At 65.6% G+C, this 18,400-nt stretch carries 23 protein-coding genes and 1 pseudogene; 14 read left to right on the top strand and 10 right to left on the bottom strand.

Features of this window, described 5'->3' with window-relative positions; genetic code table 11:
- Positions 1 to 61 precede the first annotated feature (61 nt).
- Positions 62 to 916 (top strand): zincin-like metallopeptidase domain-containing protein, encoded by an 855-nt coding sequence (locus KBY58_RS01220; RefSeq protein ID WP_255002392.1) that lies wholly within the window; start codon positions 62 to 64, stop codon positions 914 to 916.
- On the opposite strand, the gene KBY58_RS01215 is transcribed toward KBY58_RS01220, so the two are convergent.
- The 3 genes from KBY58_RS01215 to KBY58_RS01205 are packed head-to-tail and all read right to left on the bottom strand — an operon-like array spanning position 887 to position 1,761.
- Positions 887 to 1,009, bottom strand: a complete 123-nt coding sequence (locus tag KBY58_RS01215) for a type II toxin-antitoxin system PemK/MazF family toxin (protein ID WP_255002390.1) — start codon at positions 1,007 to 1,009, stop codon at positions 887 to 889. The two genes, KBY58_RS01220 and KBY58_RS01215, sit on opposite strands and share 30 nt — an antisense overlap.
- Positions 1,010 to 1,037: 28 nt before the next feature.
- Positions 1,038 to 1,439: a HEPN domain-containing protein gene (locus KBY58_RS01210; protein ID WP_255002388.1), complete on the bottom strand. Its 402-nt coding sequence runs from the start codon at positions 1,437 to 1,439 to the stop codon at positions 1,038 to 1,040.
- The gene (locus KBY58_RS01205) at positions 1,432 to 1,761 is read right to left on the bottom strand and encodes a nucleotidyltransferase domain-containing protein (RefSeq protein WP_255002386.1); all 330 of its coding nucleotides are present in this window, start codon (positions 1,759 to 1,761) and stop codon (positions 1,432 to 1,434) included. The genes KBY58_RS01210 and KBY58_RS01205 overlap by 8 nt, the downstream gene beginning before the upstream one ends.
- Before the next feature lie 153 nt (positions 1,762 to 1,914).
- Between KBY58_RS01205 and ispF the strand changes: the two genes are divergently transcribed.
- From ispF to larB, 4 genes and pseudogenes are all read left to right on the top strand, one after another.
- Positions 1,915 to 2,400, top strand: coding sequence for a 2-C-methyl-D-erythritol 2,4-cyclodiphosphate synthase (gene ispF / locus KBY58_RS01200; protein ID WP_255002385.1), 486 nt, complete (start codon positions 1,915 to 1,917; stop codon positions 2,398 to 2,400).
- Positions 2,397 to 2,813, top strand: a complete 417-nt coding sequence (locus KBY58_RS01195) for a TIGR03792 family protein (RefSeq protein ID WP_255002384.1) — start codon at positions 2,397 to 2,399, stop codon at positions 2,811 to 2,813. Before ispF ends, KBY58_RS01195 begins: the two co-directional genes overlap by 4 nt.
- On the top strand, positions 2,810 to 3,628 hold the full coding sequence (locus KBY58_RS01190) for a methyltransferase domain-containing protein (protein WP_255002382.1): 819 nt from the start codon (positions 2,810 to 2,812) through the stop codon (positions 3,626 to 3,628). Before KBY58_RS01195 ends, KBY58_RS01190 begins: the two co-directional genes overlap by 4 nt.
- Positions 3,625 to 4,296, top strand: a pseudogene (gene larB, locus KBY58_RS01185) (nickel pincer cofactor biosynthesis protein LarB); the annotation flags it as partial. The gene KBY58_RS01190 and the pseudogene larB, both read left to right, overlap by 4 nt.
- Positions 4,297 to 4,313: 17 nt before the next feature.
- Here the strand turns inward: larB and KBY58_RS01180 are convergent.
- From KBY58_RS01180 to KBY58_RS01165, 4 genes are all read right to left on the bottom strand, one after another.
- Positions 4,314 to 5,243, bottom strand: a complete 930-nt coding sequence (locus KBY58_RS01180) for a DUF1517 domain-containing protein (protein WP_255002399.1) — start codon at positions 5,241 to 5,243, stop codon at positions 4,314 to 4,316.
- A gap of 81 nt (positions 5,244 to 5,324) precedes the next feature.
- Positions 5,325 to 5,543 (bottom strand): sulfur carrier protein ThiS, encoded by a 219-nt coding sequence (gene thiS / locus KBY58_RS01175; RefSeq protein ID WP_255002379.1) that lies wholly within the window; start codon positions 5,541 to 5,543, stop codon positions 5,325 to 5,327.
- A 25-nt stretch (positions 5,544 to 5,568) separates the two neighbouring features.
- A complete protein-coding gene (locus tag KBY58_RS01170) occupies positions 5,569 to 6,651 on the bottom strand; it encodes a thiamine phosphate synthase (RefSeq protein WP_255002378.1) in 1,083 nt (360 codons plus the stop codon).
- Between the two features lie 135 nt (positions 6,652 to 6,786).
- A complete protein-coding gene (locus KBY58_RS01165; protein WP_255002398.1) occupies positions 6,787 to 7,755 on the bottom strand; it encodes a bifunctional riboflavin kinase/FAD synthetase in 969 nt (322 codons plus the stop codon).
- A 76-nt stretch (positions 7,756 to 7,831) separates the two neighbouring features.
- Between KBY58_RS01165 and KBY58_RS01160 the strand changes: the two genes are divergently transcribed.
- Positions 7,832 to 8,413, top strand: coding sequence for a DUF3611 family protein (locus KBY58_RS01160; protein ID WP_254933809.1), 582 nt, complete (start codon positions 7,832 to 7,834; stop codon positions 8,411 to 8,413).
- Here the strand turns inward: KBY58_RS01160 and surE are convergent.
- Positions 8,410 to 9,210, bottom strand: coding sequence for a 5'/3'-nucleotidase SurE (gene surE, locus KBY58_RS01155; RefSeq protein WP_255002377.1), 801 nt, complete (start codon positions 9,208 to 9,210; stop codon positions 8,410 to 8,412). The genes KBY58_RS01160 and surE overlap by 4 nt on opposite strands.
- A gap of 60 nt (positions 9,211 to 9,270) precedes the next feature.
- Between surE and pheS the strand changes: the two genes are divergently transcribed.
- The 4 genes from pheS to KBY58_RS01135 are packed head-to-tail and all read left to right on the top strand — an operon-like array spanning position 9,271 to position 12,394.
- A complete protein-coding gene (gene pheS, locus KBY58_RS01150) occupies positions 9,271 to 10,278 on the top strand; it encodes a phenylalanine--tRNA ligase subunit alpha (protein ID WP_254933811.1) in 1,008 nt (335 codons plus the stop codon).
- 53 nt (positions 10,279 to 10,331) lie between these two features.
- Positions 10,332 to 11,240, top strand: coding sequence for an NAD(+) kinase (locus KBY58_RS01145; RefSeq protein ID WP_254933812.1), 909 nt, complete (start codon positions 10,332 to 10,334; stop codon positions 11,238 to 11,240).
- Positions 11,233 to 11,916 carry a winged helix family transcriptional regulator gene (locus tag KBY58_RS01140; RefSeq protein WP_255002375.1) on the top strand — a complete coding sequence of 228 codons (684 nt, stop codon included), beginning with the start codon at positions 11,233 to 11,235 and terminating at the stop codon, positions 11,914 to 11,916. Before KBY58_RS01145 ends, KBY58_RS01140 begins: the two co-directional genes overlap by 8 nt.
- Positions 11,906 to 12,394 carry a DUF192 domain-containing protein gene (locus tag KBY58_RS01135; protein WP_255002373.1) on the top strand — a complete coding sequence of 163 codons (489 nt, stop codon included), beginning with the start codon at positions 11,906 to 11,908 and terminating at the stop codon, positions 12,392 to 12,394. The genes KBY58_RS01140 and KBY58_RS01135 overlap by 11 nt, the downstream gene beginning before the upstream one ends.
- Here the strand turns inward: KBY58_RS01135 and cbiE are convergent.
- Positions 12,357 to 13,622: a precorrin-6y C5,15-methyltransferase (decarboxylating) subunit CbiE gene (gene cbiE / locus KBY58_RS01130; protein ID WP_255002371.1), complete on the bottom strand. Its 1,266-nt coding sequence runs from the start codon at positions 13,620 to 13,622 to the stop codon at positions 12,357 to 12,359. The two genes, KBY58_RS01135 and cbiE, sit on opposite strands and share 38 nt — an antisense overlap.
- Before the next feature lie 40 nt (positions 13,623 to 13,662).
- On the opposite strand from cbiE, the gene KBY58_RS01125 reads away from it, so the two are divergent.
- The 4 genes from KBY58_RS01125 to ribD are packed head-to-tail and all read left to right on the top strand — an operon-like array spanning position 13,663 to position 18,118.
- Positions 13,663 to 13,890, top strand: a complete 228-nt coding sequence (locus KBY58_RS01125) for a hypothetical protein (RefSeq protein ID WP_254933816.1) — start codon at positions 13,663 to 13,665, stop codon at positions 13,888 to 13,890.
- A 27-nt stretch (positions 13,891 to 13,917) separates the two neighbouring features.
- Positions 13,918 to 16,491, top strand: a complete 2,574-nt coding sequence (locus KBY58_RS01120) for a GH116 family glycosyl hydrolase (protein ID WP_255002369.1) — start codon at positions 13,918 to 13,920, stop codon at positions 16,489 to 16,491.
- Positions 16,488 to 17,021: a DUF3122 domain-containing protein gene (locus KBY58_RS01115; protein ID WP_255002367.1), complete on the top strand. Its 534-nt coding sequence runs from the start codon at positions 16,488 to 16,490 to the stop codon at positions 17,019 to 17,021. The genes KBY58_RS01120 and KBY58_RS01115 overlap by 4 nt, the downstream gene beginning before the upstream one ends.
- Positions 16,991 to 18,118, top strand: coding sequence for a bifunctional diaminohydroxyphosphoribosylaminopyrimidine deaminase/5-amino-6-(5-phosphoribosylamino)uracil reductase RibD (gene ribD / locus KBY58_RS01110; RefSeq protein ID WP_255002366.1), 1,128 nt, complete (start codon positions 16,991 to 16,993; stop codon positions 18,116 to 18,118). Before KBY58_RS01115 ends, ribD begins: the two co-directional genes overlap by 31 nt.
- On the opposite strand, the gene KBY58_RS01105 is transcribed toward ribD, so the two are convergent.
- Positions 18,105 to 18,350, bottom strand: a complete 246-nt coding sequence (locus KBY58_RS01105) for a Nif11-like leader peptide family RiPP precursor (protein ID WP_255002364.1) — start codon at positions 18,348 to 18,350, stop codon at positions 18,105 to 18,107. The two genes, ribD and KBY58_RS01105, sit on opposite strands and share 14 nt — an antisense overlap.
- Between the last annotated feature and the right edge of the window lie 50 nt (positions 18,351 to 18,400).

Raw genomic sequence — 18,400 nt, 5'->3', positions numbered from 1 at the left:
GCCGCGACTGGCGATGGGACGACCTGGGCACTGGGTGGTTTGAGTGCTGCCCTTATCACCTGTGGCTGTTGTTTCCCCGAAGGTTTCCCAAGAAGAAAAGCTGGTGGCCGCCCTGATTGCCCTGCTGGAAGCGGGCACAACCCCCTGGCGGCGGGAATGGGACGGCGCCTCTGGCGGCCATCATCTAAATCTGCTTTCAGGGCGGCGCTACCGCGGCGCTAATCCGGTGTTGCTCACCCTGGGCCTGCACCTACGGGGTTCCGCCATCCCCTACTGGTGCGGGTTTCAAGAAGCCAAGGCCTTGGGAATCTTGCCCCGCAAGGGCAGCAAGGCGGTGCATGTGCTGCGGCCCCAAGTTCATCAGCGGGGCGAGGGACGGCTGGTTGATGCCAGCTCCACAGACGGGGCAAACCCCGGCGGCAGCTGGGTCAGCTATCGCTCCGTGGCGGTATTCAACGTCGTCGATCTGGAAGGTGAGGGGGCTGTGTTGCGACCCGAGCCGGAGCGGCTGGTGCGGGCAGAGGCTGTGCTCAGTTCGGGGCCAGTTGAGGTGCTCTTTGGCGGTGATCGGGCCTGTTACTTGCCCAGCCTCGATCGCATCCAGCTGCCTGATCGCAGCACCTTCCATTCCGCCGGGGCCCTCTATGCCACCTGGGCCCATGAAGCCATCCATTCCTCAGGGCACAGCTCGCGGCTGGCCCGCGATCTTTCCGGCGGCAAGGCCTATGCCCGTGAGGAGCTGGTGGCGGAGCTACTTAAGGAGTCGCCAAAGGTGTTGTTTCGGGTGCTCAGCGATGCCCGCAAAGCCGCCGACCTGATCTCTCCGGAAGCTCCTGAAGCCCACGCTCTGAGCTGGTCCTATTGCTCCGGATCTGTGGCAACCAAATCAACGGGCCAGGCCAAGAACCACCAGTAGCGAGCGGTTTAGACGCAGCAATTGATCTTCACTCAGCTGACCTATGCACTTGCCGAGTCGACTGCGGGGCACGGTGGTGAGTTTGTCCACCATCAGGCAGCTGGGTGACAGCCCAAAGTCACTACCCAGAAACCCCATCCAGCAGTCGATCCAACAACTTTTTCCTTAGCTCTGCCGAGATCTCAAGGATTAGCGACAGATCAATCTCTGGATCAGGCTCATTCGGGTCTGGATAGCGAAAGTCAACGGCAGCAAGAGATAGGCGGTTGAGATCTATCGATTCAGCACTCCAACAGTCGTCGGCCTGGCCTAATAAATCCGACAATTCTCGGAGGTTGTGGATTTTTGGGACAGGAAGCTGCAGTCGCATCAGCTCAGCCTTGAAGAGCTTCTCAATGCATTGCTGCAGGTGAAAGCAAATGCTTCTCCAATTACCGCCAGCTTCAGAAAGGATCTGGCTGTCTTTCCAGTCGTGCTCCGCGTAGCTAATCCAGGCCTTAACCAAAGGCGTGAGCTCAGCCATGGAGCACTTCGCCGTGATCAATGGCTTCACGGATGAAGGGATCACCCCATTCATATCGCTGCTCTGCAGCTTCTGGTCTGCAAAGCAATAGGTCAACCGGAAACGACGGATCTCCCACCTGCAGCATCGTCAGCCTCTGCTCGAAGGAGCTGCCTTCAAACGGCATTACCACCAGGATGTCGGCATCGGAATCCCAACGGGCCTCTCCTCGTGCCTGGGAGCCAAACAAAATCACTTTCTGAGGAGAAAAGTGTTCCACCAGCCGCTGGGTGAAAGCCCTCAAGGCTTCGCGGCTAACCAGGGGAGGCGGAGAAGGAACCATCTAAATGATTATCGCGCAACCTGAAGGTTCAGGTGTGGGTAGTTGAGCCTGGCTGCCACCACCCACCGCCACCCGTCTCGTGTTGAATTCATAAACAGCTGGGTGACAGCCCAAAGTCACTGCTTAGAAACCCAATCCAGCAAAGGGATCTCCATGCAGCTCCGCATCGGCAACGGCTACGACATGCACCCCCTGGTGGCTGGCCGGCCGCTGATCCTGGGGGGCCAAACCCTGCTGCATCCCGATGGGCTGGGGCTGGATGGCCACAGCGATGCAGACGTCTTAGTGCACGCAATCATGGATGCCCTGCTGGGTGCCCTGAGCCTCGGCGACATTGGCAAATACTTCCCGCCCGACGATCCCCAATGGCAAGGCGCCGACAGCCTGGTGCTGCTGGAGCAGGTGGTTGCCCTGGTGCGCCAGCGTGGCTGGAGCGTGGTGAATGTGGATTCAGTGGTGATCGCCGAGCGGCCCAAGCTCAAAGCCCACATCGAAGCGATGCGGGCCGCCATTGCCAGCCGCATCGGCATTACAGCTGAACAGGTGGGGGTAAAGGCCACCACCAATGAAAAGTTGGGTCCAGAGGGCCGGGAAGAAGGCATCTCCTGCCACGCCGTAGCCCTGTTGCAGATGCCATGATCCGGTTGCTTTGTATATGTCTGTCGTTGCTGTTGCTGGCAGCCCATCCGGCCCCAGTGGTGGCGGCCTTCAACGAACCAGACGGCAGCTACGCCCTGGTCGTGGTTGAGCAATTGCGCCTAAAAGTGCCAAGCGAATCTCGCCAGGCCTGGCTTGAGGCGGAACAGGGCAGCTGGGAGCCCTGGCTGGAGCAGCAACCGGGCTTCCTGGGGCGCCAATTGCTCTGGGATCCCCAGCGCCAGGAGGGCACCCTGCTGATTCGCTGGGCCAGCCGCGAACAGTGGAAAGCCATCCCAGAGGCCGACCTATCCGCCGTGCAGCAACGCTTCGAAGAACTGGCCCGCGCAGGCACCAAAACCGCCCTCGGCAACCCCTTCCCCCTGGTTTTTGAAGGAGAGCTGCGGCTGCCATGAGCTCGGCGGCCTATGTGCTCGGCTGCGATGCCGAAGAACAGGGGCGCCTGGCCAGGCAGCACGCCACCTGGAGCGCAGAGATGCAGGCCGGATGGCAACGGGCCGGCTTTAGCGCCGGCCAGCGGCTGCTGGATTTGGGCTGCGGCCCCGGCCACGCCAGCCTCAAGCTGGCTGAACTGGTGGGCCCCACAGGCAGCGTATTGGCGATCGACAGCTCAGCGGTTTTCCTGGCCCAGCTGGAGCACCAGTGCCTCCAGCGTCAGCTACCGCAGCTGCAGACCCTTGAACACAACCTCAGCAACGCCCTTCTGAAAGAACTTGGTTCTGGTGGCTGGGATGGGGCCTGGTGCCGCTGGCTGGCGATGTTCCTGCCCCAGCTTGAGCCCCTGCTCGACCTCCTGCTTGAGGCCCTCCGGCCCGGCGGCAGGTTGGTGATGCATGAATACCTGCGCTGGGACACCTTCTCCCTGCATCCGCGCGGCAGCAACCTGGAGTTATTTGTGGGGCGTTGCATTGGCCATTGGCGCTCCCATGGCGGCGATCCCGACGTCGCCCAGCGGCTACCGGCCCTACTGGAAGAGCGCGGCTTCAGGCTGTTGCACAGCCAGAGCCTGATGGCCTGCGCCCCCAGTGACAATCCCAAGGCGCTCTGGCTGCAGGATTTTCTAGGCAGCTATCCGGCCCAGTTGATGGCAGCCGGCTGCTGGAGCGCCGATGAACAGCAAGCCCTGGAGGCTGAACTCCACTGGGCAAGGCAGCATGCCAGCTTGTGGGTTACCCCGGCCCTGGTGGAAATGGTGTGGGAGCGGCCATGAGCATCCAGCACCGACTCGATCTCGGCCGTCGCCAGCGCCTGGGCATGGTGGAGGCGATCTGGGGGGAGCACAAAAGTGCCGAGCAGATCGCCCAAATTCTTACCGAGCTCAATAACGCTGGTGAGTTAGCCCTGGCCACCCGCATCAGCCCCGAAAAGGCCGAGGACGTAGCTGCTGCCCTGGATGGGGCGGTGCAAAAGGCGATGGCCCTGCAGCACCATCCCCAGGCCCGCTGCCTGACTGCGGGAGCGCTGCCAGCGGCTGATCCCAGCCGGGGAGCCGTGGCGATTCTCAGTGGCGGCACCAGTGATCTGACCGTAGCCAGCGAAGCCCAGCTGGCCCTGGGCTGCCATGGAATTGCCACCAGCCTCGAGCTCGACGTGGGCGTGGCCGGCCTCCATCGCCTGCTCGATCGACTCCCCGCCATAGCCAAGGCCGATGTGCTGCTGGTGTGCGCCGGCATGGAGGGGGCCCTGCCCACCGTGGTCGCCGGGCTCCTTCCCCAACCGGTGATCGGAGTACCGGTGGCGGTGGGCTATGGCGTCAGCGCTGGTGGCCATGCGGCCCTAAACGGCATGCTGGCCAGCTGCGCCCCGGGCCTCAGCGTGGTCAACATCGACAACGGCTACGGAGCAGCCATGGCGGCCCTGAGAATCCTCAATAGCCGCAGCCCCATCAAGCCCGTTTAGAGGTGCTGGAGCTGGGGATAGGCCGTGATCAGGGCATCGGTGCTGAGCACCTCACCGGCCCCATCGGGCTGCCAGATCACTTCCAGTGCAATCAAGTCTTCTGCACCCACCCCACCTAGCTGCTGCAGCGATTCCCTGAGCTGATCAGCCGAGCCTGCACCACTGAGGGTCAAGCGACTGCGGCTAGCCACCAGCAGGGTGATGGCGATGAAATCACTGCTGGCATCACTATCTCCGGCCTCAACCGTGCCCGCCGTCAGCAGTTGACCGGCCACATTGCTGGTGATCTCGCGATCGAGCTTGCTGCGCTCTGCCACAGACAAGCGGTTAAACGTGCTTTCAGCACTGGTGAAGGGCACCTGGCCCACTTCGGCATTGGCGTAAACCCACAAATCGGGATTACGCAGCAGGGCCAGGCTGGTTTCCTGCAAAACCTGCTGCAGGCCACCGGGGCTATTGGTGTCTGCCCGGCTAGCCAGGCGGCGCAAGTCGGTTTGCAGATCGCGGGCCGAAGCCAAAAGACCAAGTTGCAGCTGGGCAATCGCCACCGGGCCATCAACCCGGCGGCTGTCCTCACGGGGCACAAGTGCGGAGCGGCCGCTGCCAATCGCACCGCCACCTCCGCCCCGCACCGCATTGACCAGCAAGCCCACCACGGCCATCAGCACCAAAAAGCCAAACAGGCCGCCACCACCAAAACCAAAAAGTGGAATCAGGAAGGGAAAACCAATGCCGCCGCCGTAGCCACCGCGGGCGCCACCCCCATAGCCGCCTCCATAGCCGCCTCCATAGCCACCACCCCCGTAGCTGCGGGGCATCGATGGTGCAGAGCGAAAGCTGCCTCCACCAATTCGGCCACCACTTGCTGCCCAGCTGGGATCAGGCCTGGCCAGCAGCAGCACAACCGTGAACAGCGGCAACACCATCCAGCTCAAGCGCCGGCTCCATAGGCGGCCCACTGATGGTTGGGATGGGAGCGCCAAGGCGCAGCTGCAAGTGACCAAAATCTAGGAACCACCCCCCACGATGGTGACCACCTCCAGCACATCGGATTCCACCACCACCTGCTGGGGCCAAAGTTGGCGGGGCAAGATCACGCCGTTGAACTCCACCACCACCAGCTGGGGGCGGTAGCCCAGCTGGTCCAGCAGTTCCGGCAGGGCCAATCCCGCCGGGCAAGGGCGCGCTTCTCCGTTGAGCTGGATCGTGATCGTGGTGTTTGGCATTTCCCCATTCCCCCCCATCACCGGCTCAGGCCCCCTGCCCCAGGGCTTGCAACAGGCCATGGGTGGCGGCCTTGGGATCACTCGCCTCGGTGATTGCCCGCACCACGGCCACCCGTTGGCCGCCCGCCTGGCGCACCGCAGCAATGGCCGCCTGGTCAATGCCACCAATCGCAAACCAGGGCAGGGGGCTCTCGGCCGCGGCCTGACGCACATAGTCAAGGCCCACCGGCTCCCGGCCGGGCTTGGTGGGGGTGGCGTTCACCGGGCCCACCCCCACGTAGTCGCAACCGTCGGCCACGGCCTGGCGCAGCTGCTCCAGGCAATGGGTGCTGCGACCGATCAACTTGGCTGGCCCCAGGAGCTGGCGGGCGATGGCCGGCGGCAAATCCCCCTGGCCCAAGTGCACCCCATCGGCATCCACCGCCAGGGCGATGTCGATGCGGTCGTTGACCACAAACAGGGCGCCATGGCGGCTGCAGAGCTGGCGCAGGTTGCGGGCCTGCCCCAATTTCTGGCTGTCATCCAGATCCTGGCTGCCATCTGGGCCACCACCCTTTGAGCGGTATTGGACCAGGCGCACCCCCCCCTGCAGGGCCGCCTCCACCATTTCCTCGAGCCGGTTGCTGGGGCTTGTAACTAGGTAGAGATGGCATTGGGCCAGCTGGAGCCGGCGCTCCTGGCCGCCCCGGCAGGCCTGCAAAAGGTCCACCTCCAGGTCGTAGAGGGCGTAGCGCAACAGGGAAGCCTCAGAGGCAAGCTCGCCATCCAGGCTGCGGCCAAATTCCTCCAGCACCCGCAGGGCCTCGTGCACCCTGCCGGCATTGGCGCCCACCACCTGGCTTGGGGCCTGGCGCTCAGCCTGGGCGGGATGGGCCATGCCAGCGGCCGGATCGGTGGCGCTATGGCGGGCAAATTTGTATTCGTCTCGGTGCAGGCGGCCAAGCCTTTGGCGCATGTCCTTACTGCGGGCCACCAGATCGGCCCGATCCAGGCCAAAGCGGGCCCAATCCTCCAGAACCCTCAGCCCCTCTCGGGCCCGATCCAGGTTGGCGTCCAGCAACCGCTGCACCGCAAGGAGCCCAGGATCAGGTGGTGTGGAAAGCGACATGGCGAAACGGCGCAAGCTGTTTAGGGTTGGTCCAGTGCACAAGGGCTGTAGCTATGGACCAGGGCAGCCCGATGTTGGTCTTGATTTCAGGGATTCTGCTGCTGGGCGGCATCGCCACCTTCATCGGCTGGGGTCTCACCCATGCCTACCCGAGCCCATAGCGGCCAGCTCCGCCTGGCCCAACTGCAGGGCCTGGGCCGCATCAGCCGCAATTTGGGTGCTGAGGGCCTCAAAACTCTCAAACTTCATCTGGGTACGCAGCCAGGCCAGGGGTTCCACCGTCAACTCCCGCCCGACCAGCTCCACCCCAACCAACTCCTCGCCCTGGTCGAGTAGATGCACCTCCACGGCTGAGGGGGCCATCGGATCAACGGTCGGCTGGGGGCCCAGGTTCATCACCGCCGCACAGGTGGGGCCATCCCCCACCGCCGCCAGGGCCGCATAGACCCCTTCCTTAGGCAGAAACTTGCGGCCATCCACCTGCAGGTTGGCGGTGGGCCAGCCCAGCTCCCGGCCCAGGCCGCGGCCGCGCACCACCCGGCCACTAAAGCGATAGGGGCGCTCCAGCAGGCGCCGCGCCTCCGCCACATCCCCGGCGGCCAGGGCCCGGCGAATCCGGCTACTACTCACCCGCTCGGGGCCATCCCACAACATCGGCAGCACCTGCACTGCCATGCCATGGCGCTCGCCCAGGGTTTTGAGGGTTTGGGCATCGCCGCTGCGGCCGGAGCCAAAGCGGAAGTTTTCTCCTACGGCAATGCTTTGGGCCGCCAGCTGGGCCACCAACACCTGCTCCACAAAAGCCTCTGGCGTCAAGACGGCCAGGGCCCGATCAAAGGGCACAAGCACCAGCTGGCGAATCCCGAGGGGCTCGAGCAAGGCCAACTTTTCCGAGGGCAAATCGAGGCGCAGGCGTGCCTCACCGTGCAGCACCTCCCTGGGGTGGGGCCAGAAGCTGACAACCGTTGGCACTGGGCCTAGGGCGGGTTCTGAGCCAGTCACCGCGGCAATTACTCGCCGGTGCCCATGGTGCAAGCCATCAAAACTGCCCAGGGCAATCGCTGTGGGACGGTCAGCGTCCTGGGGTGATCGCAGGGGTATCAACGCTACGGAACCCAAAGGCAATGCGGGCTAAAACGATTCTCCCATGGCAACTTTGGGGGCAACCGACTGCACCGCGATGGCCGACCGTCTCGACCTCCAGCTGATCTCCGCGGCGCTGCGGCGGATGGGCTGGATTCGGTTCTGGATCCAGGTGGTGCTGTCCGTAGTGGTGGTGGGGGTGCTCGTGTTCAACAACATCGGCGGACGCATGGCCGCCAATTCCTCCAGGGCCCTGGGCCTGGGCCCGGGCATTTCCCTGACGACCCTGTCTTTCTTCGTGCTGCTGTGGTGCCTCTGGCAGGGCTGGCTGATGATCAAATGCGGCCGCGCCTTAGATAGCGCCGCCCGGCCCAGCAAGGGTGAAACGGCCCGCCTGATCAAGCGGGGCCTAATCGCCGACCTGGTGGGCCTCACCCTTGCGGTGGTGGGCTATCAGTCCTTGGCCGGCAGCCTCTTTGTGCAGGCCTCCCAACAGGTGCCAGGTTTCTTTGGGGCCCAAATCCAGGGCGCCGCCGGTGGCCGGGGCTCAGTGGTGGGGCTGCCGATCACCTCGATTGAGATGTTTTCCGTACTGGGCAACACCCAGGTGCTGTTTGCCCACCTGCTTGGCCTGGTGATCAGCCTCTGGCTGCTGCAGAGGATCTACCGGCCCTCCTAGCCGTGGATGCCGCCCAACTCAGGTAGGTCGGAGCTGGCGCCCCGCCAGAAAATATCCGGTTGCAGGGGGGTGAGCGAGGCACCGCCGGCATGGACATGGGCCACATCGGTCGGCCAATCGCCGGGCCCTGAAACCACGGCATCCAAATCGTTGGCCACCTCGCCGGCCAGCCAGTAGTAGGTGCGGCCCCGGGGATCAACCCGCTGATCGAATTGATCGGTGTAGCGGCGCACCGCATTGCGACACCAGCGCAGGGGCCCAATCGCCTCCAGGGGCCTCGGCGGCACGTTGAGGTTGAGCAACATTCCCTCGGGCCAGCCCCGTTGCAGCATCTGCTCTGCCACATCCAGGGCCATCTGGGCCGCCGGAGCGAACTGGCGCCACTGGAAATCGGCGCTACTGACAGCCAGGGCGTTTAGCCCCTCGATCGTGCCCTCCATCGCCGCCGAAACGGTGCCGGAATAGAGCACGTCGGTGCCGAGGTTGGGGCCATGGTTGATGCCGGAGAGCACTAAATCGGGCCACTCATCCAGCAGGCTGAACAAGGCCAATTTGACGCAATCGCTGGGGGTGCCGCTGCAGGCCCAGGCCCGCACCCCATCGTCAAATAATTCATCGGCCCGCTCCGCCCTGATCGGGGTGTGGAGGGTGAGGCCATGGCCGGTGGCCGAGCGCTCCTGATCCGGGCAGACCACACTCACCTGGTGGCCGCGGGCCACGGCCGCATTAGCCAGGGTGCGAATGCCCTCGGCAAAGACCCCGTCGTCGTTGCTGATCAGGATCTTGAGCGGTGCCATGGGGGAAAGGCGTGATTGCCGGGTCGCCTCCTTACAGTCTCAGATCCTTTCGCCCCTGCCGTGAGCGCCACCGTGTCCCTGCAGCAGCTCACCGCCCAACTGGAGTCGTTGGAAGCGGAGGCGGCCCAAGCGATTGCCGCCGCAGCCACCCCGGCCGACCTGGAGGAGCTCAGGGTGGGCCTGCTTGGCAAAAAGGGGAAGCTTTCGGGCGTACTCGGCGCCATGGGCAAATTGCCGGGCGAGGAGAGACCCCTGGTGGGGCAGCGCGCCAACGTGCTCAAGGAGCAGGTGCAGGGCCTGCTAGCTGAGCGCCTGGGCGGATTAAAGGGGGCCGCCATGGCCGAGCGCATTGCCACCGAAACCCTTGATGTAACTGCCCCAAGCAGCTACATCCCCGCCGGCCACCGCCACCCCCTGATCAGTACCACAGAAGAGATTGTCGACATCTTTGCCGGCCTGGGTTACCGGGTCTCGGAGGGCCCTGAGATCGAGACCGACTACTACAACTTCACCGCCCTCAACATCCCCGAGCACCATCCAGCCCGGGACATGCAGGACACCTTTTACCTAGGTGACGGCCGCCTGCTGCGCACCCACACCTCACCGGTGCAGATTCGCTATCTCGAAAACAACCCCCCGCCGGTGCGGGTGATTGCACCGGGCCGGGTTTACCGGCGCGATGCGGTGGATGCCACCCACTCGCCGGTGTTTCACCAGGTGGAGGTGCTGGCCATTGATGAGGGCCTCGATTTCACCCACCTGCGCGGCACGGTAACGGCCTTCCTGCAGCAGTTCTTTGGCGACCTACCGGTGCGCTTTCGCGCCAGCTACTTCCCCTTCACCGAACCATCGGCCGAGGTGGATGTGCAGTGGCGCGGCCGCTGGCTGGAGGTGATGGGCTGTGGGATGGTCGACCCGGCCGTGCTCAGCGGCATGGGCCTGGATCCGGAGCGCTGGAGCGGCTTTGCCGCCGGCCTGGGGGTGGAGCGGTTCTGCATGGTGCGCCACGGCATCGACGACATCCGCAGGCTCTACACCAGCGATCTGCGCTTCCTCGAGCAGTTCTGAGTAGGAAAAGCCGGCAGCGCCCATAAACTCAGGCAACCTTCGCCACCCGAGCGGTGCCCCGGGTTGGTCTGATCGTTAATGACGGCAAGGACGTGGCCATGGCCACTGCGGATGCCATTGAGGCCCGCTTCACCAAGGCGGGCTATGGGGTGGCGCGGGTCAGCAGCGCCGGCGGCATGGTCGGTTTCGCCAACCCCGACCAACACCTGCGCACCCGCGGCCACGCCGGATGTGTGCCCGCCAGCTTTGATGGCGAGATGGCCCTGGCGGTGGTGCTGGGAGGGGATGGCACAGTGCTTTCGGCGGCCCGCCAAACCGCACCGATTGGGGTGCCGATCCTGACGATCAACACCGGCCACCTTGGTTTTTTGGCCGAGGCCTACCTCAACGAACTCGACCAGGCCCTCGACCAGGTGCTCAGTGGCGAGTGGAGCGTGGAAGAGCGAACGATGTTGATCGTCAGCGTGATGCGCGGCGACCAGAGGCGCTGGGAGGTGCTCTGCCTCAACGAGATGGCCCTGCACCGCGAGCCCCTCACGAGCATGTGCCATTTCGAAATTGCCATCGGCCGCCACGTGCCCGTGGATATCGCCGCCGATGGCGTGATCCTCTCCACCCCCACCGGTTCCACCGCCTATGCCCTCAGCGCCGGCGGTCCGGTGATCAGTCCCGACTGCCCGGTGCTGCAGCTAACGCCAATTGCGCCCCACTCGCTGGCCTCTAGGGCCTTGGTCTTTAGCGACAGCGAACCGGTGACGGTTTTTCCGGCCACGCCGGAGCGGCTGATGATGGTGGTGGATGGCAGCGCCGGTTGTTACATCTGGCCAGAAGATCGGGTGCTGATCCGCCGCAGTGACCAGCCGGTGCGCTTCGTGCGGCTGGCCGACCACGAGTTTTTCCAGGTGTTGCGCAACAAATTGGGCTGGGGCCTGCCCCATGTGGCCAAACCCGGCAATGGCTGAGGCCCTGATCCTGCTGCTGGGCCAGGAGGCCAGCTGCCTTGCCCCGAGGCTGGAAGCCTCGGGCTATCTCACCTGCGAGCACCCCCCAGGCGGCCATCCAGAGCTAACCATTGCTCCAGATGCGGTGCTGATCTCCGCCGCTGAAGCAGGCCAGATCCCCTGGCTGCGCCAGCAATTGGGCAGGGTGCCCCTGCTGCTGGATGTGGAGCAAGACACCATCGAAGCCCGCTCCCTTTGCCTCAGCACCGGCGCCGACGACTTTTGGCTTTCCTGCCTGGGGCCCAGCGACCTACTGATGCGCCTGCGGCTCCACCTCAACTTGAGCCAGCAAGTGAGCATTCCGATCCAGTTGCTGCAGGTGGGGGATCTGGTGGTGAACCCCAGCGCCCGCCAGGTAAAACGCGCCAGCCGCACGGTCAATCTCACCGCCCGCGAATACCAGTTGCTACTGCTGCTGCTGGAGCGCAAGGGCACCGTGGTGAGCCGCGAGCAAATCCTGCGCCTGATTTGGGCAGACCAGCAGGGCGCCTCCAGCAACGTGATTGAGGTCTATGTGCGCTACCTGCGCCAAAAACTGGAAGGCGGAGGCGAGCGTCGCCTGATCCACACTGTGCGGGGCCAGGGCTACTGCCTCAGCGAGCGCCTGCCCCACCTGGAGCCAACCGATGCCCCCTAGCGCCAAAAAAATAATCAGGGCAGCCCTTGCCCTGGCACCGATTTTGGCAGGGGCCAGCTGGGCTGCTCCGCCCCAATATTTGCCGGTGGAGGCCCAGTGGTGCCTGGCCAAGGGCCCCTGCATCCAGCTCGAAGTGCCCAACACTCCGCAGCAATATGCCTGGGGCCTGCAGCTGCGTCCGCCCCTTTCGCCCCTGCGGGGCATGTGGTTTCGCTTTGAACCGGCCGGCGTCCAGCGCTTCTGGATGCACCGCACCCCCGAACCCCTCGACATCCTGTTCGTGCGCAACGGCCAGGTGCTGGCGATCGAAGCCAAGGTGCCACCCTGCATGCACCTGCCATGCCGCAGCTATGGCCCCGACCTACCCGTGGATGGGGTGATTGAACTGGCAGCCGGCCGCAGCCAGCAGCTGGGGATTGGCATCGGCAGCCCCGTAACGATTAGGCCCGTTCCCCCCGCAACACGAACACGGGATTGAGGGGCGCCAGGCGCGTGCCGCCGGCCAGGGGGGCCCCGCGCCAGGCCTGGTGTTGGGCCACCTTCACTTCCATCCCGGCCCCGTCCATTACGGAGCGCAGCTCGCCCAGGGCCTCCACCGTGGCCAGGGGGATCACCACCACCCCCTTGGGCCGCAGGCGCTCCAGCACCGCCAGCAGGATCGCCGAGCGCCCCTCACCGCCGCCGCCGATCACCACCCGATCGGGATCCGGCAGGTCCGCCAGGCCATCGGGCGCCCGGGCTTCCCTAATCCCGGCGGGTTCGACGCCCAGCCGTCCGGCATTGGCAGCGATCAAGCCAGCGGAGCCGCCGCGGGATTCAAGGGCCCAAAGCTGCAGCTCCGGCCTCAGCCGCAGGGCCTCCAGGCCAATACTGCCCACCCCCGCCCCGATGTCCCAGAGCACCCCCTGGGCGGGCAGGGCCAGATCCGCCAACAACTGGATACGCACCTCCCGTTTGGTCATTAGCCCGGGCCGATCCGGCAGCTGCAGCCAGAGGCCGTCGTCGAGGCCAAACAGGGGCAGAGCTGCCGGCTCGATGGCCGCTGGAGCTTCAGCGATCAACAGCACCAGGTGCAGGGGGTCAATCTGCTGGGGCAGCGGTGCTGCAGCACTAAGGCGCTGCACCCGCTCCTGGGGATGGCCGAGGCGCTCGCATAGCCAGAAGCCATAGGCGGCCTCCAGGCCAGAAGCCCGCAGGATCTGGCGCACCGCCTGGGCGCCGCCGCGGCCCGGGTCGGTGAGCACCGCCAGGGCCGGCGGCCGACCTTGCAAAGCCAGGGCCAGGGGTTCGGGATCGCGGCCATGGAGGCTCACCCAGCTGGCGTCCTGCCAGGCGCGGCCGATGCGGGCAAAGGCCAGCTGCAGGGAGCTGGGGGCTGGATGGAAGCGCAGCTGGTCCGCCCCAAAGGTCTGCAGCAGCACCCGACCAATGCCAAACCAAAGCGGATCGCCGCTGGCGAGCACCACCGCCGCCCGGCCCGCCGCCAGGGCCTGCTGCAGGGCCGCAATCAACGGCTGGGGTTGGTCGCTGCTGATCCAGGCAGCCCCAGGGCCACCGGCCAGTTCGGCCTGGGCCAGCAGGCGGCTGGGGGCCGCCACCAGCTGGGCCCTCTCCACCAGGCTGCGCAGCTCTGGATTGAGGCTGGCCAAGCCCGAGGCATCGCAACCCACCACGTCGATGCAGCCGGCGGAATCGGGGATCGTCAAAGCGCCAGCAGAATGGGGCAAGTGTGGTCATGTTGCCGCCATGAGCGACCGCCGACAGCGCATCCATGAATTGGTGGTGGCCCTGCTGGGCCAAAAGGGCGAGCTCGAATTGCTCGATGGCCACGACAACGGCTTCGCTCCCGCCGGCACCGATGCGGCCGGCTGGCTAGATCGCAACCGCCGCCTGGTGCAGCGCTACTCCGCCCTGGTGCGAACCGCCGTGACCCTCGATGCCCTCGTGGATCAGGAAACAGCCAGCAACCTCTGACAAGCTGGGCGCATCTTTTTTGGCCCCATGGCGCGCTTCGGCCTTTCCGCCCTCAAATCGCTTTTGCGGGGTATTGGCTCCCGGCGACCTGACTTCCTGCGACCTGGCGCCAGCAGCTGGAAAGCCCCTGCCGCCAGTTGGCAGCGCCCCATCGGCCTGGGCTGGGAGCAGCCCTACACGGTGCGCTACGCCAGCAACCTCGACGACGGCCCCAGCCATGGCATGCCCCTCGGCGGCTTTGGGGCTGGCTGCATCGGCAGGGCGCCCGATGGCAACTTCAACCTCTGGCACCTCGATGGCGGTGAGCACTGGTTTGGGGTGATCCCCGATTGCCAGTTCGCCCTATTCGAAAGCAATGGCCGCAGCAGCCGGGCCCATGCCCTGGCGGTCAAGCCGGATCAAGATGCCAGCCGGCCGGAAAGCGGCGAGCCCCTGGCCGCCTGGCAGTGGTATCCCGCCAGTAAGCCTGAACAATCCACGGGCACCTATGCGGCCCGCTACCCCCTCAGCAGCACCAACTACACGGGGGTCTTTGACGCCGAAGTGAGCTGCGAGGCCTTCAGTCCAATCCTGCCCGGGGATTACCAGCGCACCAGCTACCCGGTCGCCGTGTTCGTTTGGCGGCTAAAGAACCCCACCAACAAGCCCCTTGACCTCTCCTTACTGCTGAGTTGGCGCAACATTTCAGGCTGGTTCACCAACACTGACCCGAGCGCGGCGGTCGAGTTCCGCGACGACGGCAGCCCTGAGCACAACTACGCCCCGGCGATTGGCAGCACCCAGGGCCAACGCCAGCGGCTGGTGGACCAGTCCGATCTCCAGGGAATTTTGCTCGAAGCTGGGCGCTCCAGCCCGATCGCCGAGGGCCAGGGGCAGTGGTGCATCGCCACCAGCCCCCAGGCCGGGTTGGAAATCCAACGCTGCAGCCGCTGGGACCCCAGCGGTGATGGCAGTGAGATCTGGGGACCATTCTCCCAGGACGGCTCCATCCCCCAGGGCAACGACACCCGGGTGAGTGGGGCCGCCGATCCGGCCAGTGCCGCCATGGCGCTGCGCTGCCAACTCGCCCCTGGCCAGAGCCTGGAAATTCCAGTGGTGATCAGCTGGGACCTACCGGTCACCGCCTTTGCCACCGGCACCCGGGCCCTGCGGCGCTACACCGACTTTTTTGGAAGCAATGCCGGCGCCACGGAAGGTGCTACTGAGGGCACCAATGCCGCTGCGATCGCCGCCGAGGCCCTGCGGGATTGGCCCAACTGGCACAGCCAAATTGAGGCCTGGCAAAAGCCGGTGCTGGAACGCACGGATCTGCCCGAAACCCTGCGGATGGCCCTCTTCAATGAGCTCTACGACCTCGCCAGTGGCGGCAGCCTCTGGACCGCCTCCAGCCCCCTCGACCCGGTGGGTCAATTCGGGGTGCTCGAGTGCCTGGACTACGCCTGGTACGAGAGCTTGGATGTGCGGCTCTACGGCTCCTTCGCCCTGCTGCAGCTCTGGCCCGAGCTCGACAAGGCCGTGCTGCGCAGCTTTGCCCGGGCCATTCCCGCCGCCGATGCCACCCCCAGGCCCATTGGCTGGTATTTCACCCAGGGCAAGGGGCGGGTCGAGGCCGCCCGCAAGGTCGCAGGTGCCACACCCCACGATTTAGGCGCCCCCAACGAGCTGCCGTTTGAGGCCACCAACTACACCGCCTACCAGGATTGCAACCTCTGGAAAGACCTGGCCAGCGACTTCGTGCTGCAGGTTTGGCGCACCTTCTGCCTGGCCCCCAACGGCAATGATCAGCGCTTTTTGGCCGATTGCTGGCCCGCCTGCGTGCAGGCCCTGCGCTATCTCAAGCGCTTTGATGTCAACAACGACGGCCTGCCCGACAACGGCGGTGCCCCCGACCAAACCTTCGACGACTGGCCCCTTAAAGGCGTCAGTGCCTACTGCGGCGCCCTCTGGATCGCGGCCCTGGAAGCGGCCCTGGCGATGGCCCAACGGTTGCAGCTCGAGAGCGGGCTCGACACCTCCTCCGAACAGCGGGAATTTGGAGATTGGCTGGGCCAGTCACGCCGCAATTTCGATGCCCTGCTCTGGAATGGCGAGTACTACCGGATCGATGCCGAGAGCGGCACCCCCGTGGTGATGGCCGACCAACTCTGCGGCGACTTCTACGCCAGGCTGCTGGGCCTGCCGGCGGTGGTGGCCGACGAGCGCGCCAGCTCCTCGCTCCAGGCGGTCAAGGAGGCCTGCTTCCTCGGCTTCCAAGGCGGCCAGCTGGGGGTCGCCAATGGCCTGCGCCGCGATGGCACCCCCCTCGATCCCAACGGCACCCACCCCCTGGAGGTATGGACAGGCATCAACTTCGGCTTGGCCGCCTATTACAGGCTGATGGGCGATGGCAAAACCGCTGAGGCGATCTGCTTGGCTGTGGTCAACCAGGTGTATGCCGGTGGCCTGCAATTCCGCACCCCAGAGGCGATTACGGCGGTGAACACCTTCCGGGCCTGCCATTACCTGCGGGCGATGGCGATCTGGGCCCTGTGGGCCACCCACACCAATTGGCAGCCCATTCCCGGCGCCGAGCGGCCGGCAATTACCAGCGAAAGGGCATGAACCGGTTTCAAAGGCTGCTTCAAAAGGGGCTCGAGGCCCTGCTGGCCAGCCTGCTTTTGGCCCTATTGCTTTTGGCGCCCCCGGCGGCCCTATTTCTTTTGGCGCCCCCGGCGGCCCAGGCCCAGCTCCACAGCGACAACAATTCCCCCCCCGTGGTGCGCAGCATCGAGAGCCTGCGCGACCTCGACTACCAGAGCTGGCAGCTGGTGGCCTACCGGGAAGGGCCCCCAGGCGGCCCCCTGATCCTGCGGATCGTGGGCTATCCCGGCAAGGTGCGGCTCGATCACCCCACGGCCCTACGGGTAAAAAGTGGGCGCCAGCACTGGGATTTAGAGGATGTCACCCTGGCCAATCCCCAGCTGCTGGGGGATGGTCGAGCCGCCGCCGCGGAGTTTGATCTGGCGCCCCTCCTGGCCGACCTGAAGCAAGATCGCCCGCTGCGCCTGGCCCTAAACGGGGTGTTCGTGGAACTGCCGGTGCCGCCCTTTGTGGTGGAGGAATGGCGCAGCTTGGCCAAGGCCAAGGCATGAGCGCCTGGCTGCCCTGGATGGAGCGGGCCCTGCAACTGGCCGCCCTGGGCGCCGGCCGCACCAGCCCCAACCCCATGGTGGGAGCCCTGGTGCTCGATGGCGCCGGCCAACTGGTGGGCGAAGGCTTCCACGCCAAAGCCGGTGAACCCCATGCCGAGGTGGGGGCCTTGGCCCAGGCGGGCGATCGGGCCCGGGGCGGCACCCTGGTGGTAACTCTCGAGCCCTGCTGCCACCAGGGGCGCACCCCCCCCTGCAGCGCGGCCGTAATCGCAGCCGGACTGCGGCGGGTAGTTATCGCAATGGCCGACCCCAACCCCCAGGTGGCTGGTGGCGGCATTGCCGAACTGCAGCAGGCCGGCCTGGAGGTGATCGTGGGGATCGGCGAAGCCCAGGCCCTCCAACTAAATCGGGCCTTCTGCCATCGCCTCGCCCATGGCCGGCCCCTGGCGATCCTGAAGTGGGCGATGAGTGTGGATGGCCGCACGGCCCTCAGCAATGGCGCCAGCCAATGGATCAGCGGCCCCCAGGCCCGAGCCTGGGTTCACCAGCTGCGGGCCCAATGCGATGCGGTGATCGTCGGCGGCGGCACCCTGCGCGCCGACAACCCCCTGCTCACCTCCCGCGGCAGGCGCAGCCCCGAGCCCCTGCGGGTGGTGCTGAGCCGCAGCCTCGAACTGCCAGCCGAGGCCCAGCTTTGGCAAACGGACCTGGCTCCCACCCTGGTGGTCCATGGGCCCGAGGCGACCCCGGCTAGGCGGCAAGCCATTGACCAGCTGGCCCAAAAGCCCGGATCAGAACGGCTGGAGCGCCTCGAACTGGCCAACTGCGGCCCCCTGGCCCTGCTGGAGGCCCTGGCGGGGCGGGGCTGCAACAAGGTGTTGTGGGAATGCGGCCCTGGCCTGGCAACGGCCGCCGTGGCGGCGGGCTGCGTCCAGGAGCTGGCGGCGGTGATCGCCCCCAAGTTGCTGGGGGGTCTGCCAGCCCAAACCCCCCTGGGGGAGTTGGGCCATACCGCCATGGATCAGCTGGTGGGCTGGGGCAGCCAACCGCCCCAAAGCCTCGGGCCAGACCTGCTTTGGCAGCTCAAGCTTGAATGAAATTGCGCAGCTTGCGGGCTTCCACCCCGGCCCGGGCCTGCAGCTCGCCATCGCTGAGGCTGGATTCCTGGCGCTGCTGCGCGGCGATTACATCAGCCTCATCAAGGGGATAGCCCGCCCCGCGGGCCAGGGCCAAGAAGGCTTCCAATTCCAGGGGTTCGGCCAGGCTTTGCTGCAACTCCTGGCAGCTGCGGGCGTGGGCCAAAAAGGCATCCAGTTGCGCAAGGCTCATGGTTTGGCGGCCTCCGATAGCCGATTTGGTCCCAGGTCTAGCCCAGGCCC

The sequence above is a fragment of the Cyanobium sp. HWJ4-Hawea genome, assembly GCF_024345815.1.
In the GTDB taxonomy this organism is placed as follows: Bacteria; Cyanobacteriota; Cyanobacteriia; order PCC-6307; family Cyanobiaceae; genus Cyanobium_A.
Note: the sequence above shows the minus strand (reverse complement) of the source record. Positions and strands in the feature narration are given on the sequence as shown.